Raw genomic sequence first — 17326 nt, 5'->3', positions numbered from 1 at the left:
CACATCCCCTTATTTATTGGTCGGACGGCTCGAATCATCGCCATCATTTAATTTGCCGAGCGAGCCGCGCATTTGCGTGTCGGCTTCAATGTTTTTGAGGTTCATGTAATCCATGACCCCGAGTTGACCGGCACGCAGCGCTTCAGCCATAGCCAGCGGTACCTGGGATTCAGCTTCGACGACCAGCGCCTTCATTTCAACGACGCGGGCTTTCATTTCCTGTTCATGGGCAACGGCCATCGCTCTGCGTTCCTCCGCCTTGGCCTGTGCAATGCGTTTATCCGCTTCAGCCTGCTCGGTTTGCAGATAGGCTCCGATATTCTTGCCGACATCCACGTCCGCAATATCAATCGAGAGAATCTCAAAGGCCGTGCCGGAGTCCAGACCCTTGGACAGAACGGTCCGCGAGATCGAATCCGGGTTCTCCAATACGTCTTTATGCGAATTACTGGAGCCCACTGTCGTAACAATCCCCTCGCCGACACGGGCAATGATTGTTTCTTCCCCCGCACCGCCGACGAGCCGGTCGATATTCGCCCGGACTGTAACCCGCGCTTTAACCTTGACTTCAATCCCGTTCTTGGCAACAGCAGCGACAATCGGGGTCTCAATCACCCGTGGATTAACGCTCATCTGTACGGCCAGCAGCACGTCGCGGCCGGCAAGGTCAATGGCAGCGGCGCGTGTGAATTCAAGCGGAATATCCGCCCGCTGGGCGGCGATCAATGCATTGACAACCCGGTCGACGTTACCGCCGGCCAAGTAATGGCTTTCCAGTTGATTGATATTCAGGCCAAGTCCTGCTTTGGTGGCTTTAATGAGCGGATTAACGATCCGGCTCGGAGTAACCCGGCGGAGTCTCATAGCCACCAGGGTAATAATGCTGATTCTTACGCCGGATGCCCATGCGGAAACCCACAGCATCACCGGGAAGAAACTGAAAAACACGCTCAGTACAATGATCACAACAACCGCGATCAGCAAAATCGGAATTAAAGACGCTTCGCCCATACTTTTTGTCAACCTCCGTTACATTTTTAAAATTCATAAACATGCTGGCTGCAGGCTCCGCTTATTCCTCGGATTCCTTCACAACCACACGGCCTCCCTCGACCTTCACTACCGAAACCGGAACCCCCGAACTGATGAAGCTCCCTTCGGTTACCACATCCACACGTTCATTGCCGACCAAGGCCGTTCCGGCCGGACGAAGCGGTGTAATGCTTACGCCCGAGGCACCAATCAGACTCAATTTCTCCAGCACCGGAACAAATCCCTGCTCTTTGGTTAGACTGTCGCGCAGAATAAACCGGTTCCAGATGCCCCGTTCCTTGAAGACCACAGCTACGATGGCGATAACTACCGTGGCTGCCGCAAAGGCTATTCCCAGATTCAAGAATGCATGCTCTAAGCTGAACGCAGCCCGAACAACACCTGCCACAAGGCTTACAGAGCCCAGCAAACCCAGAATCCCGAAGCTTGGGACAAACAGCTCCAGTACAAGCATGACAAGCCCCAGAATGAATAACAGCCAGGTCTCCGCTCCAGCAAAGCCCGCCACATAGTTGCCGAAGAAATAAAGGGCAAATGCGAGCGTCCCGATAATTCCCGGAGCGCCAAAGCCCGGCACCAGCAGCTCAATGACAATTCCGGCGATGCCGATGAAGAGCAATATCGTCATAATAATCGGATTTGTCAGAAAATGCGACATTTTTTCTGCTCCGGTATGTTCCACTCGAAAAATGTCGTCTGTGGAATAACCAAGCAAAGTGATGGCCTCTTCCGGAGTATCGGCAAGATGATCGGCATATCCGGCTTTCAGCGCTTCATCGCTGGTCAAAGCAATAATTTGGCCTTGCGCTTTGTTCACCCCGAGTTCAGGCTTGTTCACGACAAGGTTCACATCCATCATTCCTGCAGCAATCTCCGGATCACGTCCGTTCAGTGAAGCGGCACCAACCATCTTGGATTTCCAGTAGGATACCATCTTTGCGTCTTCCACGCTTTTTCCGTTCATATCCACCAGCGATGCAGCGCCAATCATACTTCCGGGCTTCATAATAATTGAGTTGGCGTTTAGGGCAATATAACTGCCGGCAGACGCAGCATCTCCTTTAACATAAGCAGCTGTAGGAATTTCACTGTCCCTGACCATCTGCCCGATTTGTTCCGCAGAGTCGACAAGTCCCCCTGGTGTATCAATCTCCAGTACAATCAGAACCGCCCCGTATTTTGCCGCCTCCTCAAATCCCCGCTCCAAAAAGCTTTGCAGTCCGCGTTCAATCTCCTGGTCAACCGGAATAATGAACACCGGCCCGCCCTTCAGCTTTTCCGCAGCCGTTCCTCCTGCAGCCGACGAGGTTCCCTCTGCTTGCGTGTAAGCTGCAAACGGCGTCAAGAGCATCAGCAGCAGGACGGTGACTATGCCCGAAAAGGCAATTTTACGGATTTTTTTCACTTGTAAACCTCCTTTCTCTAAAAATAACTCCAGCACATAATCCTTAGTACGCCATTCCCGGAAATATGTTTCAAACAATCGTTCGGTCTGTTCAGGAACACATTAGCGGAAACAGGGCGGAGCAACAAAAAAAGGGAGGAAGTAAGCTGCGCTTTACTTTCTCCCTTCATTTTATCCACCAATAATGAAAAACACCCCTTTATTCAAGGGGTGCTAGCGTTATATTATTGCAGAAATTGCAGAACCGCCTGGTTCACGAGTTTACCATCGGCGCGACCTTTGACCTTAGGCATCAGTGCGCTCATGACCTTACCCATTTCACTTTTCGAAGAAGCACCGGTTTCCTGGATGGTCTGCTGTACAATTACTTTAATTTCTTCTTCGGAAAGCTGCTCGGGAAGATACTTAATGATAATCTCGATTTCTGCCTTCGTACTCGCGGCAAGCTCGTCGCGACCCGCTGATTCAAATTCTTGGAGGGCATCTTTGCGCTGTTTGATTTCACGACTAAGGATATCAAGCACTTCGTTGTCGTCTAATGTTCTCTTCAAATCTATTTCAAGATACTTTATTGTAGAACGAACCATTCGAATGGTGGAGAGTCTGAACTTGTCCTTACTCTTCATCGCTTGCTTCATATCTTCGTTTAATCGTTCGCTAAGATTCATGCGTGGGTAATCCTCCTAAAACTTTCTCTTACGAGCAGCCTCAGACTTCTTCTTGCGCTTTACGCTTGGCTTCTCATAATGCTTACGTTTCTTCACCTCAGCCAAGACACCATCTTTAGCGATGGAACGTTTAAAGCGACGAAGTGCAGCATCAATTGTCTCGTTTTTACGAACTTTCGTTTCAGACACCAGTTTTCCCTCCCTCCGACCAGACCGTCCAAGAGCATAACACGGTTCATCATATTTCATTATAGGTCAAACCGAAATAAGGTGTCAACCTTCGTGTTATTCTTTTTTTAGGCAGGTTATCAGAATTTGAAATATCTGCTAAGCATGTGATGCGGAATTGCCGACCAGTGCGCCCAGTTTGGCACCGCCAAGCAAATGATAATGAAGATGAGGCACGGCTTGTCCGCTGTCCGGACCGCAATTGTTGATCAGACGGTAGCCTGTCTCCGCAATTCCCAACTGAATAGCAATTTGCTGCGCTACAGCGTGAATCTCACCGATCAGAGGCAGATCTTCAGCCGTGACATCATTCATCGAAGCGATGAACTTCTTAGGGATAATCAGCACATGCACCGGTGCGGCAGGCTCAATATCGTAGAATGCCAGTATCCGCTCGTTCTCGAACACTTTTTTGGAAGGGATTGAGCCTTCAATAATCTTGCTAAAGACAGTTTCCATACAACGCTTCCTCCTAAAAGTTTGTGGAGCGATACTTCCGTAGTAATTCTTCAGACCGGCCTTCTTCGCCACAATTAGTTTTTATGTTCTCTAATCATACAGGATAATCATGGATTACGAAAGCGGCACAAGAATAATACAACGCGGGGAAGCCGGAAAGATCATATCATCGGTCAAATGAAATGAATACACACGCAAGCAGGAGGATAGCTCAAACATGGATTGGGACATTGCTTAGTGAAAATGTGTACTAGGGATAATACAGAACTCTGCTTATCACCATGGCTGTATTATAGACAGTGTTAGCTGCCGGCAAACGGGTTGGTATTGTTTTATTTATTTCGCTTGTGGCCTGACTTCCGGGGGCATCTATCTGCCCGGTTCCTTTGTTGCCCAGGACGCACTTCAGACTTCGGACTTTTTACGCACGGACTGTGTTCTATCAGCCCATTTATATTTATGTGGAGCTTTATATCCCGCTTATCTGTATCAGATACAGAAAAAGTGTATTCTGTTTGTCCCACATCATCCGTATCCAACATTCAGGGTGATCGTCATACAAAGTAATCGTTGTCAAAAAGGCACTGCTGAGGCGCTTCTCTATGTGTAGTTGCGGGTTCGGTACGTGGGAACAAGGTAATGATAGCTTAATCTAGTCGCATATCTGACAGGGATCTCAACCTTCGGGACCCATCAGATTCATAAAAAAAAGCAAAAAAAAGAAACACCCTACCAGCTTAAAAAGCTGATTCGGCGGCGGACGTATGAAAAGGAGCGTTTCCCGGTCATACGTCCGCCGAGGTGTTTCAAAATGATGTCGGCTTAGCTGTATTATAACAGGGGGTTGAAGGTGTATCTGTGATTGTCATCACACCTTCAACCCGCTTTCACATTTTTTCCAAAAGAATACGCGAACCGCCCCCGCCCTGCTCAGCAGGTACGACTATCAGCTTGCGCGGCAGTCGCGCCCGGAGCTCAGGAACGTGGCTGATGATCCCGACGGACAGCTGGTCATTATGCAATCTTTCGAGTGAAGTAATGACGGTGTCCAGCAAATCCGGATCAAGAGTACCAAAGCCCTCATCAAGGAAAAAGAATTGCAGCGGATACTGACCCCGCAGCTGAATCTGTGCCGATAAGGCCAACGCCAATGAAAGGGAGGTCAGGAAGGTTTCTCCGCCAGACAGCGTCGAGACCGGACGTCTGACTCCTCCATTGCCATCATCGCGGATAACAAAGCCGCCTCCGGAGTCAACTTCCAGTGCGTAACGCTGCTTGCTCAGGAACCGCAGCCGCTGTGAAGCGGCCTGGCATACCTGCATCAGCTGTTCTTCGGCGATATATTCCACAAAGGCGTTGCCGCGCAGCACAGCCTGCAGCTTGGACAGCCGGTCCTGCTGCGCCGCATGCTCCTTACGTTGACCTTCGAGCTCCATCCAGCGGATATGGCGGTGCTGCAGATCCTCAAGATCACGCTCTGCGCGCGCACGGCTCTGCAGAGAGTGTTCATCTTCTTCCTTGCATGTCTGCAGGGCAGACTGGCTCTCCTGCCATTCCTCAGTGCTTAAGGAGGCTCCGGACAGCTTCTCCTCGATGCTCCGCAGCTGAAGCGTCACTTCCGCCTCTTCCTCCCGGTGAGCACGAATACGGGCAGCGGCTCCGCTGCGTTCCTCAGGCATGAGCGCCGCCCCTTCAACCTCAGGGGCGGAAGCAAACGGAGAAGAGTTCAGGCTCTCCTCCCAGTGGGCCGCGGCCGCAGCGCTATGCTCACGAGCTGATTCCGCCGCCTGGCGGGCAATGGCCGCCTCCTTCACCTCATGCTGCGCCTTGTCCGCTGCCTGGCGGTGCCTTTGCTTATTATTGTCCAGCGCCGCCTGCAGCTCCTGAAGACGCCGCTCGCATTCCTCCAGCAAGGCGGCGGCGGAACGGCCGCCTGTCCACTGGAGCAGACGCTGCTCCTTCTCGCGCTCGAGCGCTTCTTTGCCTTCCAGTTGGGCATTCCACTGGGCCAGCTCTTTATCCAGCCCGGCAATCTCTTCCTGCAGAACTTGTACAGCATTGCCCTTCTCCTCAAGAAACTTCACGCTGATGTCGAGCCGGCCTCTGATTTCCTCAGCCTGTTCGTCCTTTGCCAGCATCCCGCGATAAGCTTTCTCAGCCTCATCCACGGCCAGTTCAGGGAACAGCCGCGCCCATTCCTGGCGCAAGGTGCTCAACCGGGCGGCAAGATCGCCAGCCTTGGCGGCAAGCCCTTCCACCCAGGCCGTCTCGGCAGTGGCCGCAGCCGCTTCCTGGTGGCATAGCTGCTGTTGTTCCTGCATACCCCGCTGCCATTCCGCCGCTTCCCGGCGCAGCTCGCCGGAGCGGGCTTTCAGGGCCATGTGCTGTGCCTCCAGTCCGGATAAGGACATTTCATCCGGGATGGTCCCGGTGGAAGCTGAATGCATAGAGGTATCCGTGCCGCCCTGCTCCAGTCCTGCAGCCGCAGGTGTTTTCAGAGCGTCGCCTATAACCCCTTCACCATAAATCTGTTCCAGCCATGCACCATCCTGCTCCAGCAGGCTGCGGAACAGATGGCGGACTTCCAGCGCGCGCCGTTCAAGCGCACGGATATGCTGGAGCTGAGTTTCCAGCCCTTCCCGCCCGCCGTTGTCCTGGGACAACGCAGGCGAGGGATGATGCCCGCTGCCGCAGACCGGGCAAGGCTGCCCGTCCTGCAGCTCACGGGCTAGGGTAAGCGAGAGCCTGTGCAGCTCCTGCTCCTTCAGCGCAGCCTCCAGCGTGCCGCCGTGCAGCTCCAGGCGTTCGGCGGCATTTCTTGCAGCGGCTTCCGCAGCCCGCAGCTCCTCCTGGTGCAGCGCAGCCGCAGCAATGTGCTCTCCGCGGGCTGCGGCCAGCGACTGCCGCCGGGCTTCGGCTGCGGCCAGCCGCGCCTCTGCCGCCGCGAGCACCGCCGCGCGCTCGCGGCGCTCCCGCTCCGCCGTCTCCCACTGGGACTCGGCGGAGCGCAGTTCCTGCAGTCTCTGCATCGCTTCCTGCAGAGACTGCCGCTCCTGGGAGCGGACCGCAAGCGGTTGCAGGCTTTGCTGCAGCTCCTGCTGGCGCTTTTGGCCCTTGGCCAAAAGCTCACGCTCCCGGGCCATGCTCTCCCGCCGGGCAGCCAGCCCGCGGGAGGCCTCGCCTTGGCGCGCCTGCACCGCCGCGCGCTCACGCCGCAGTTCGCTGAGCTCGGCTTCGAGCTCCAGCGCGCGGCGGTAGGTATCGGCCCCCTGCCGGAGGGCCGGCTCCTCGGCGGCCAGCGCCGCCTGCGCCGCAGCCTCGGCCGCAGCAAGCCCCGCCGCCTCATGCTCGGCGGCGGTTGCCAAGGTCTCCCGGCTCTCGGCAACAGCGAGCCGGCTCCGCCAGGCATCCTCGGCGCTTCGCCACGCCTTCAGCACAGGCAGCCGCTTCTCGGCTTCGTCAGCCTTGACGAGCTTCTGCTCCAGCAGGAGGACGTTCTCCTCCTGCAACAGCAATTCCTGCCGCCGCCGCTCACGGCGGGTACGGTCCTCCTGCAGCTCGCGGATCTTCGCGAAGCGCTCGGCAAGCTGCATAGCCGCCTCCAGCTTCTTGCGGCATTCCTCTGCATGGCGGACCGCTTCCTGCAGCCGCTCCGCTGCGGCCTCTACATCCGCCTTCCCTGCACTGCCAAGGCCCTGCTGCTCCGCTTCAAGCGCCCGCAGCGCCGCCTCATTCTCCTTGACCCGGCGGCTGAGCTTGAGGGCCAGCTGGTCACCGTACTGTTCGAGGTGAAAGAGCCGCTGAAGCATTTGCCTGCGGTCCACACCCCGCAGCGACAGGAACTCGGCAAATTTGCCTTGCGGCAGAACCACCGCACGGGTGAAATCATCCATTTTCAGCCCGATATGCTCTTCTACACAGCGGGTAACATCCGCCAGCTTGTCAGCCATAACCTGGTCTCCGTCTTCCGTGACCTCGATGAACCGGCTGATTGTATTGCTGATGGACTGCTCCCCGGTCCGTTTGAATTTCCGCTCCACCCGGTAACGCCGGGCACCGGCGGAGGAAGTGAGCTCGAAGGTGAAAGCCACACTGAGCTGATCCTCGGAATGGTTCATAATTCCCTGCGTTCCGTTCACTGCCCGTTCCACCTTGCCATACATCGCTAATGTAATAGCGTCCAGCAGACTGGATTTCCCGCTGCCGGTCGGCCCAAAGATCCCGAACAGCCCGGTTTCCGTCAGACCCGCAAAATCAATCTCCTGCTGCTCCCGATAGCTTTGCAGCCCGGATACTTTTAATAGAATCGGCTTCACCTAGTTCTCCTCCCCTTCCTCCGGCTGGCGCCGTTCTTCTTCCGTCAGTTCAAGGAACAGCTCGATCAGGCTGTCCTCCGGCTCCGCACCGCCGGTCTGCCGCTGGTAGAACTTGCGGAACAACTCCTGGACCGGCATCCGCGAACGGGAGATTTTCTCCAGCTCAAGCTCCATCTGCGGATAGATCGGGCGGATATGTATAATCCCTTCCCGTGATTTGCGGAGCCGCTGAATATCATTCATCGACATCGCTTCGCTCAGGCGGAGCTCCAGATCGATAAAGGCGGAGGCATCCCTGCCTTCATCAAGCCAGCCATACACCTCCTGCAGTCCGCCGGAAGATTTCCAGTTCACCAGCGGACGGCCGCAGCGGAGATAGATTTCCTCAAAGGAAGGCTCCCCGCCCGGTACCACATCAATCATCGTCACCGATTTGGCCTGGCCCGCTTCGGAGAAGCTGTAGGCCAGCGGTGAGCCGCTGTAGCGGATCATACCCTCGCCTTTGACCCGCTGGGCGCGGTGCAGATGTCCGAGCGCCGTATACTGCGCACCGCAGGACAGAGCCGAAGGATCTACGGTATACGCTCCGCCTACCTGAATGGGGCGCTCCGAATCGCTTTCCACGCCTCCGAGCACATAGATATGGCTCATGGCCAGATTCACCGTCTGCGGTGTAAACTCCCGGCCGAGCAGCTTCATCAGCTTGCCTACCCGCGCACTGTAGGCCAGCCGGAGTTCATCCTCCCCGCTGTCCCCGGCGAGCAGCTCCCCGAGGCGGGCTTCGGAGGGATAGGGAAGTGCAGCGATTTTGGCAATTTCACCGGTCCGGACGGCATGTACCGTCACCGGCTCCGAGGTAGGCAGCCCCACCAGGGTGATGCCCTGTCTGCGCACAAGCGGTGACACGGAAGCTACCCGCTCCGGCTGGTCATGATTGCCGGAGATGACAACAAGCGGCCTGCCGTTCGCCGTCAGTCTGGCTGCGGCATCATAGAACAGCTGCTCCGCCGCAGCCGGAGGGTTGACTGAATCATACACATCCCCCGCCATTAGAATAAGATCAGCCTTGGAGTCATCGGCAATCTCCACCAGCTCATCCATGAACTGCTCCTGCTCCTTCTGCCGGCTCCGTCCTTCCAGCGTACGGCCCAAATGCCAGTCGCCCGTATGCAATATGCGCATTTTCGCCCTCTTTTCCCCGCCCTCACGCGGCCATCATATAGGTGATATAAGATCAACTTCCGTCAATCTCACCTTTTGGGTTAGTTTTTTTCATTTTATCTTCTATAGTAGACTTATAGTTTCACAGCATGTCCGCCGTCAAAAAAGTACAGCCAAATCTCGCTAACCGGTTCTCCTAAAATATCATTCAGCGCCTTGCTGTACAGCTCCAGCTGAAACCGGTATTTCTCCTTCAGCCCGTCCAGTCCGCCTTCATGCTCCAGCACGGCATCACTTTTATAATCCAGCAGAATCAGCCTTTCCTCCTCACGGAACAGACAGTCAACCACCCCTTGAATCAGCACTGCTTCGTCAAGCGTCCGGCGGCCGTTGTCCATCGAAAGATTAGACAGCTCTCTATCAAAATAATCAAGTCCCCGGTAGGCTTCGCCTGCCGGAACCATATAACTGAACGGCTGCTCTCTGCGCTTCCATGATGCTCCCAGCAGTCTTTGCCCAAGCTCACCGGCGTAAAAAGCTTCCACTTCGGCAAGGTCAACCGCCTCCGCCTGCTCCCCGTTCAGAATAGCGACCCGGGTCAGATGGGCCATCACAGCTTCCAGAACAGCACGGTCCACAGGCCCGTCCAGCGGGACATGCTGCATCACCGTATGGTACGCCGTTCCACGTTCTGCCTTTGACAAGCCCCGCTTCTCCATAAACTTTGGACGCCGCAAATGGAGACTCTCCGCCAGTGCATTACTGCGGCCAGACCCGTTACCCCCGCTTGCAGAATACCCTTCTTCGAGCAGGTCATAGGAAGGCTGTTCCTCCATAGACAACATGGCCTTCAGCTCCGTCACCGATGTTTTGGCCGGAATGCCGGATGCTGCCGCGTATGGATACTCCCATTCCAGTCTTCCGGAGATTTCTGTTTCATACGGTGTTTCTAGTGAACGCAGTGCACTGCCCGTGCGAAGCGCATTCTGGACAAGCTGCCGTTCTTCACCTTTTGCAGCATCATCCGCCGTGCCGGCAAAAGAACCTGACCCAAGTCCGGAAGCAGCCAGTACAGAGATGCTCCAATTGGAAGCATCGCCATGCAGCACCGGTGAGACGGTGCCTTCCGCTCCCGCCAGCTTGCGCAGAATAGCTGCGCCGGGATGACGGATCAAAGCGGGACCTACCCAATCCAGATAACTGCGGCCCCGGGCCAGCAGATGGTCGGCCAGCAGCAGTTCCTCGCGGCCCTGCATACCTGTCCAGCCTGAAACGGCACGCGGCAAATCTCTTACAGTGCCGACGAGGATCATTTTGTCTCTTGGTCGGGTTAACCCGACGTAGAGCACGCGCATTTCCTCCGCCAGCAGTTCCAGCCGCGAGCGGCGGTTAATAGCCAGATAGGGGAGAGTCGGATAGCTGACACGCGTCTCCCGCTCCACAAACCGCGGGCCGAAGCCCAGCTCCTTGTGCATCAGGAACGGGGAGTACAGATCCTGCCGGTTGAAGGGCTTGGCCATCCCGGCCAGAAAGACAACCGGGAATTCCAGACCCTTGGATTTATGAATCGTCATGATTCTGACGCCACCGGCTTCCTCACCGCTTCCCCCGGCAACACCCAGATCCCCGCCATTCTCCCTCAGCCGGGAGATAAACACCATGAAGCGGAACAAACCGCGCGCGGAGGTATCCTTCTCGAACTGCACCGCCCGGTCGTACAGTGCTTTTAGATTGTTCTGGCGTTGAAATCCGCCAGGTAGGCCGCCCACCCATTCCAGGTATCCGCTCTCGCCGTAGATGCGCCAGATCAACGCACTGAGACTGCCCTGACGGGCTGCATTTCTCCAACCCTCCAATAATGCTGTGAAAGCTTGCAGCTTCTTCCGCAGTGCAGGCGGAATCTGTGACACCGCTGCTTCATCGGCTCCCCATCCGGCGGCGCCTAACTGCAGCGCACCGGTCACAGCGCCGGATTCAAGTTCTTCTGCGGAAGCTGCAGGAACGTTAATAAGGGGGGATACAGCCGCAGCAATCTCAGCCGCAGCAGTAAGCTCCTGTTCAGCCCTAGTGACTTCACGGGTACTGCCCGCAGCCGAGTCACCTGCAGCCGCCATCAGGGCATCATAGAAAGAACCCGGGCTGCATAGACGAACCATTGCCAGCTCTTCCTCATTTAAATTGACTACAGGTGAGCGCAGCACCCCCGCCAGCGGAATATCCTGACGGGGATTATCCACTACTTGCAGCAGCGACAGGGCAATTTCCACTTCCGTTGCCTGGAAATACCCCTTGTTCTGATCGCCGTAGGCCGGAATGCCTTCCAGGCGGAGCTCCTCGATCATCAGCGGTGTCCATATCCGCGCAGAACGCAGCAAAATAACGATGTCGCCGTACACTACAGGACGCATGATACGCAAGGACTTGTCATAGATAAGCAGCGGCGCGCCGCCGGTCATCCCGGTCATCTGCGAGATGCGCCGGGCAATGGCCCGCGCTTCCAGCTGCGCCGTCTCGCTCTCGATGGCTTCGCTCTCCTGGGGAGGAAGCTCCCCGTCTTCAGCGGCTTCCTCCATGCGGCCCGCCGGTGCAGTCCCCCGGTCAATCAGCAGCAGCTCCGGCGCGAAATAAGTATCCGGCCGGTTCTCCTCCGCTCCCGGGAAATTCGCCCCGTAGACCAGTTCGGCACGCTCATCGTAGCTGATCTCTGCAACGGTCCGGTTCATGATCTGGCGGAAAATCATATTCACGGCATTCACAACTTCCATCCGGCTGCGGAAATTACGCGCCAGATCGATCACCGAGCCCCGGGCAGTAGCTGCTCCGCCCTGCTCTTCCTCATCTCCGAGAATCCCCTCTCGGCCAGTCCCGTTATTTGACGCACTAAAGCTGAGATACTTATCCAGGAACAGCCCCGGCTCCGCCAGGCGGAAGCGGTAAATACTCTGCTTCATGTCGCCGACCATAAACCGGTTGCCCGGCGATTCGCGGGAGATAAGCCGCACGATCTCTTCCTGTACGCTGTTCGTATCCTGGTATTCATCCAGCAGTACCTCATCGAACTGCCCGCGGTATTCCATTGCCGCATCCGATGGCAGCGAATGGCCCGGTGCAGAATCAGGATGGCGCAGAATCTGCAGGCAGTAATGCTCCAGATCGCTGAAATCGACCAGACCGCGGCCTGCTTTCTCAATCCGGTAACGTTCACCGAACTCGATGACCGTCTCAGCGAGCTCCTGCATCAGCGGAGCCGCCTCATGCAGCTCCGCCAGAAAAACCTCGGCTGGACGCCCAAACAGCGATTTTTGCAGCTCCAGCAGGCTCTTCTTCACATTGTCCCGCAGCTCCTTGACCGTCTCCTGGAGTCCTGGGTCAGTTGCATCCTTCTTGCAAGCCTTAAGCTTGCCAAAGGAAATCTCTATGAATATATTATAGAGCTCTGCCCAGGGTTTATTTAACAGATCATCCTGCAGCGCCCGGACCATTGCCAGATCCGCAGTCAGATTCTCCGCATAGGGAGCCGGTCCGCCGGGCTGCAAGGCGATTTCATGCCCCTGAATAAGCTGGCTGGCCGCGCCGTCCAGCGTAAGCTTCGCCTCGGCAAGAATGCTCTGCACCCAAGCCGTACGGCTCAGAGCTTCCGTGTCCGGCAGCGAGAAATCAGCCGCAGTATCCCTCAGCCACTGCGCCGGCCAGGGATGGCTGCGGGCAAAATCATGCAGCCGCTGGACCAGCGCATGCACCGCATCATCGGTACGCTCGCCGCTGAACCAGTCTGCAAGCTTTACGAAAATGCCATCTTCTCCGTCTTCAGAGACCTCGCCGTATTTCTCTTCCAGCAGCTCCTCCAGCAGCTCTTGGCGCATCATCTCCGCCTCGTGCTCATTCAGAATCCGAAATCCGGGGTCAATGGGGATCTGCTGATAATAACGCCGGATGACTTCCAGACAAAAGGAATGCAGGGTCGTGATCGACGCTCTCCCCAGCAAGGCAAGCTGGCGGCGCAAGTAGTCATTGTCCGCTGCACCGCCCTCTTCCGCCCCCTCTTGCTCCTCTAGCTTCCGCTCCAGTGCCTCGCGGATCCGCTGCCGCATCTCGGAGGCTGCCGCCTTCGTGAAGGTGGCCACCAGCAGCCGGTCCACGCTGAAGCCGTTCTCCTCGTTGCTGATCTTGCGGATGATCCGCTCGACCAGTACGGCTGTTTTGCCGGAGCCTGCCGCTGCCGCAACCAGAATATCATCGCCGCTCTCAGCAATAGCGCGCCATTGATCATCGCTCCACAGGCTGCCTTCCGGCTTGGCCTCTATTTCAGCTCTAATGCTCACGGCTTCTCTCCTCCTTTATGGGACAGCAGATCCCAAATCACGTCTTTGCCCGGCTTTGCAAGATTGTTATAGCCATTGCCCTCCACAGCCTCGTCAAACTGGCATACCGGCCGGAAGGAACAGAACGTGCAGGCTGTTTCCTGCTGAATCCGGTATGGCTGGATCGCCACATCGCCTTCCGTAATCCGCGTCCCGATATCGGAAATATTGCTCCGCACCGAGGACAGCAAATGCCCCCACTGCTCAGGCGTGGCTACAGAGGCGCTGCTGTAAAAGCTGCCGTCGCTCTTCAGCGCTACCGGCACAATTGAGGAATGCCCTTTATCGAGCGTAGTATCCATTAGTGAAACGACCTCACGGTCCGCAGTCAGCAGACCCTTCATTTTGAACCGTTTCAGAAGCTCCTGCTCCGCCTGCTCACGGTTCAACCCGTTTGGCGACGAAAGCAGCGGATCATGCACATGGAAATACAGGGTTCCTGCCGGAAGCGCAGCCTTGCCCAGCCACTGCTCGGAATAGGTGAGCAGCACATCGAGATAAGTCAGCATCTGCAGCGACAGCCCATAGTACACCTCATGCAGCTTAAGATCCTTCTGGCTTGATTTATAGTCAATAACCCGCAACAGAACTCCATGCTCTCCTTCGGCCATATCGACACGGTCAATCCGGCCCACCACCTCCATTACACAGCCGTTAGGCAATGAAATTCTCAGCGGCGGGAGATCTTTACCCGGGCCAAAGTCCAGCTCCAGCCCCACCGGCTCGAAGCTGCCCCGGCGGGCATGCTCGCCGAGGATCACGGAAGCGCGGCCGACAATATTCTTCAGTTTGCGGGAAATGTATCCGTAGCGTTTGCTGCTCATCAGAATTTCGCCCTGCAGGAGCGGCGACAGCCTGTCTACTGTCTCTCCGGCTTCCCGGCGGCATTCCTCAGCCGTCAAGCTCCCCCAGCCGCGGCCCTGCTCCTGCAGCCGCTTGGCCATATCGCTTAGCGCGGCATGGAAGAGCTGTCCAATGTCCGGCGCCTGCAGCTTATAGAGCTGGCGTTCTTTCAGCCTTAAGCCGTATGAAGCAAAATGGGAGAAGGAGCAGGCAACAAACTTCTCCATACGCGACACGCTGCCGCGCAATGTTCTGCCTCCGTATAGACGGAGGCTGGTCTCCCGCTTAAGCGGAATGCCGTCATTGCGGTAGAACAGCGAACCCAGCAGCTGCTGCAGCTTCGGACTCCAATGCTCATCCTCCGCGAACCAGTTATAGACATCCCACCACAGTCCAGGGATTTCCACTCCCTGCCGCCACTGGCGCAGCTGCATAATCAGCATGCGCAGGCTTTGTCCGGGATGCCCCACAAAGCCCAGATGCAAAGCTTCACCTGCATCGGCTTCGTCAGGAGATACCGCTGCGGGGAACCCGGAAAGGGACCGTTCTTGCAAAGCATCCGGGAACATGCTATGCAGCTGGCGGATGATTTCCGAAGGCAGTAACGCTTTGCCCTCATCATCGGCTGTGGCATAGCTGATCCACAGTCTGGTGCTTGCCGTTGTCAGCGCGCCATAGATCAGGAAGCGCTCATCGAGCAGCTTGCGCGAGGATCCCGGAGCCAGCTCCATTCCGCTGTTCTCCAGCAGCAGCCGTTCTCCCTCGGACAGGATGCCGTCCTCTTTGAACTGTGCAGGGACAACCCCTTCGTTGAATCCCAGCAGGAAAGCATATTTTACACCTGAAACCCTCGTCCGGTCCATGCTTCCGACCAGCACCTGATCCAGGGCAGGCGGAACCAAACCCATCTTAAGCTCGCTGAGTCCGGTCTCCAGCACCCCGGCAAACAGCTCGAATTCCATTCTCTCCGATCCCATCATTTCCGCGATCTGATCCAGCAAATCGAGCACTGCATCCCATAGCTGGCTGTGTTCCCGCGCACGTTCCGGCTGTCCCAGCTCAAGTGCCTCTCTGCTCAGCTTCTCCAGCTTCCGGGCGGTATCCGACTCCCGGAGCAGCAGGTACACCGCTGTACATAGCTCCAGACCACTGCGGCTCTTCTTGACTCTTTTCTCAAAAGCATACAGCGGACCGGTAATGCACTCCGGGCACCGCTCCATTTTCAGAAGCAGCTCCTCATCCACAATCCGGCTGCCTTCCAGCGAAAGACTGGGGATTCCTTTCCAGGAACGTCCGTCGGTCCAGCGGTATCCATGGATGCCGCAGGCCAGCACATAATTCTCCAGCGCGTCCATATCCTCGCGGGTAATACTGCCGTCAAGCGGAAGCAGAAGCTCGGTCTTCACACAGCGGAACACATCCTCATACCGCCAGCGGCGGCGCACCACATCAAGTGCGGACCGTACAAATTCCACCAGCGGATGATGCAGCTCATTCACCTTCTGGTCCAGGAAGAACGGGACGTCATAGTCTTGAAACAACGGGGTAATCAGCTGCTCATAATCTGAAATGTTGCGCATGAATACAGCCATCTCGCCGTACTCTGCCCCTTCATCCCGGGCCAGCCTGATCATTTCACGCAGCGCGCCCTCGACCTCTGTTCTATGCGAGACTGCAGCGCTGATCGTGATGGCTTCCGCGGCCTGCCCGGTATCGCCGCTCCAGCGGCTGCGGCGGTGAAATCCGCGCTCCAGGTGGGCCAAGGCCGGACTTCCGGCGAAACGCGGAAGCACAGGCGGCGCCAGCAGCTCGTCCCAGACCGCAAGGCCCAGCTCTTCGGCCATCCCGCGCAGCTTGATATACGTAACTGCGGAGGGGTGAAACAACTCCAGTTCATGCGGCTGCAGCCCCGTTGGATAAATCCGGTCAAGCGTAAGGGCCACTGTCACCCTTGATGCATGCTGCATCAGTTCGCGCAGCACCATAAATTCCTGCGGGGTAAAACCATGGAACCCGTCTACCCAGATCTCGGCTTCTCTTATGTAAGAGGAATCCGCAATATGCTCCGCCAGTTCAGCCAGCCGGTCTTCCTGATCTATATACAGCTGTGACATTTCCTGCTCCAACTCGCTGAATACGATATGCAGATCATCCAGCTTACCGGCCAGAATCGGACTGCTTCCTATGGCCTCACGCATTCTTGCCAGCTGTTCTTCCAGATCGGAAGCACCCAGGCAGCAGCGTTTCAGCTCGGTATGCAGTGCACTGAGCCGTTCCACAAAGCCCGGTCTGTCGCTTGAAGCGCCGAACAGCTTCAGTTCTTCCTTGCGGCGGTTGATGATCTTGTATATCAGCATTTTTTTGCCTTCTTCGCTGATGGGCAGACTGGCGCTGCCCCCGGTCTCCTGCTTCACCCGGAATGCAAGCCGCGAGAAGCTCAAGGTCTGGGCCCGGATGCTGCCCTTCACGCTGCCTGCTGCCAGCAGGCCTCTCTCCGCCCCGAACGAGCCCTGCTCCGGAACAAGTACAATGATCGGTGCGCCCAGCGGCTCAGACTCCAGCTTTGAGGATACCGTTTCCCATATTCTTGTTGTCTTGCCGCTGCCCGAGCGGCCTATCAAAAAGTTTACCGTCATTGCAGTAGACTCCTTCCGTGGCCAAATCTATGAATACAACCGGTATCAATTTTCTAAACCCAGTTGATGAATCCGTCCCAACATTATAGCATATCTCTTCCAAACGGAACATACGTTTGCCATTGTTTTCAAGTTTCAGCGGATGGATATCCGCATGTACAGCACAAAGAGACTGCCGCGTTTTTAAGCTGCGGCA

The 17326-nt window shown here is 56.4% G+C and carries 9 protein-coding genes; all 9 read right to left on the bottom strand.

Annotation, left to right across the window (positions count from 1 at the left end):
* Window positions 1–9 precede the first annotated feature (9 nt).
* The 9 genes from floA to addB all read right to left on the bottom strand — a co-directional run bounded on the left by floA (window position 10) and on the right by addB (window position 17130).
* Window positions 10–1011, bottom strand: a complete 1002-nt coding sequence (gene floA / locus NYE29_RS17845) for a flotillin-like protein FloA (RefSeq protein ID WP_076109091.1) — start codon at window positions 1009–1011, stop codon at window positions 10–12.
* Between the two features lie 61 nt (window positions 1012–1072).
* A complete protein-coding gene (locus tag NYE29_RS17840; protein ID WP_083675459.1) occupies window positions 1073–2404 on the bottom strand; it encodes an NfeD family protein in 1332 nt (443 codons plus the stop codon).
* Window positions 2405–2682: 278 nt separating this feature from the next.
* On the bottom strand, window positions 2683–3126 hold the full coding sequence (locus tag NYE29_RS17835) for a GatB/YqeY domain-containing protein (RefSeq protein WP_076109093.1): 444 nt from the start codon (window positions 3124–3126) through the stop codon (window positions 2683–2685).
* Window positions 3127–3141: 15 nt separating this feature from the next.
* On the bottom strand, window positions 3142–3315 hold the full coding sequence (rpsU, locus tag NYE29_RS17830) for a 30S ribosomal protein S21 (RefSeq protein WP_005547957.1): 174 nt from the start codon (window positions 3313–3315) through the stop codon (window positions 3142–3144).
* 138 nt (window positions 3316–3453) lie between these two features.
* Window positions 3454–3813, bottom strand: a complete 360-nt coding sequence (locus NYE29_RS17825) for a histidine triad nucleotide-binding protein (RefSeq protein WP_038595438.1) — start codon at window positions 3811–3813, stop codon at window positions 3454–3456.
* 887 nt (window positions 3814–4700) lie between these two features.
* Window positions 4701–8129, bottom strand: a complete 3429-nt coding sequence (locus NYE29_RS17820) for an SMC family ATPase (protein WP_340896941.1) — start codon at window positions 8127–8129, stop codon at window positions 4701–4703.
* Window positions 8130–9311 (bottom strand): exonuclease SbcCD subunit D, encoded by a 1182-nt coding sequence (locus tag NYE29_RS17815; RefSeq protein ID WP_340896940.1) that lies wholly within the window; start codon window positions 9309–9311, stop codon window positions 8130–8132.
* Between the two features lie 113 nt (window positions 9312–9424).
* Window positions 9425–13612 (bottom strand): UvrD-helicase domain-containing protein, encoded by a 4188-nt coding sequence (locus tag NYE29_RS17810; RefSeq protein WP_340896939.1) that lies wholly within the window; start codon window positions 13610–13612, stop codon window positions 9425–9427.
* Window positions 13609–17130 (bottom strand): helicase-exonuclease AddAB subunit AddB, encoded by a 3522-nt coding sequence (gene addB, locus NYE29_RS17805; protein ID WP_340896938.1) that lies wholly within the window; start codon window positions 17128–17130, stop codon window positions 13609–13611. The genes NYE29_RS17810 and addB overlap by 4 nt, the downstream gene beginning before the upstream one ends.
* Between the last annotated feature and the right edge of the window lie 196 nt (window positions 17131–17326).

The organism is Paenibacillus sp. FSL M7-1046 (assembly GCF_038007405.1).
Classification (GTDB): Bacteria; Bacillota; Bacilli; order Paenibacillales; family Paenibacillaceae; genus Paenibacillus_AQ.
The sequence above is the reverse complement of the archived record's forward strand: the minus strand, read 5'-3'. Positions and strand labels throughout refer to the sequence as shown.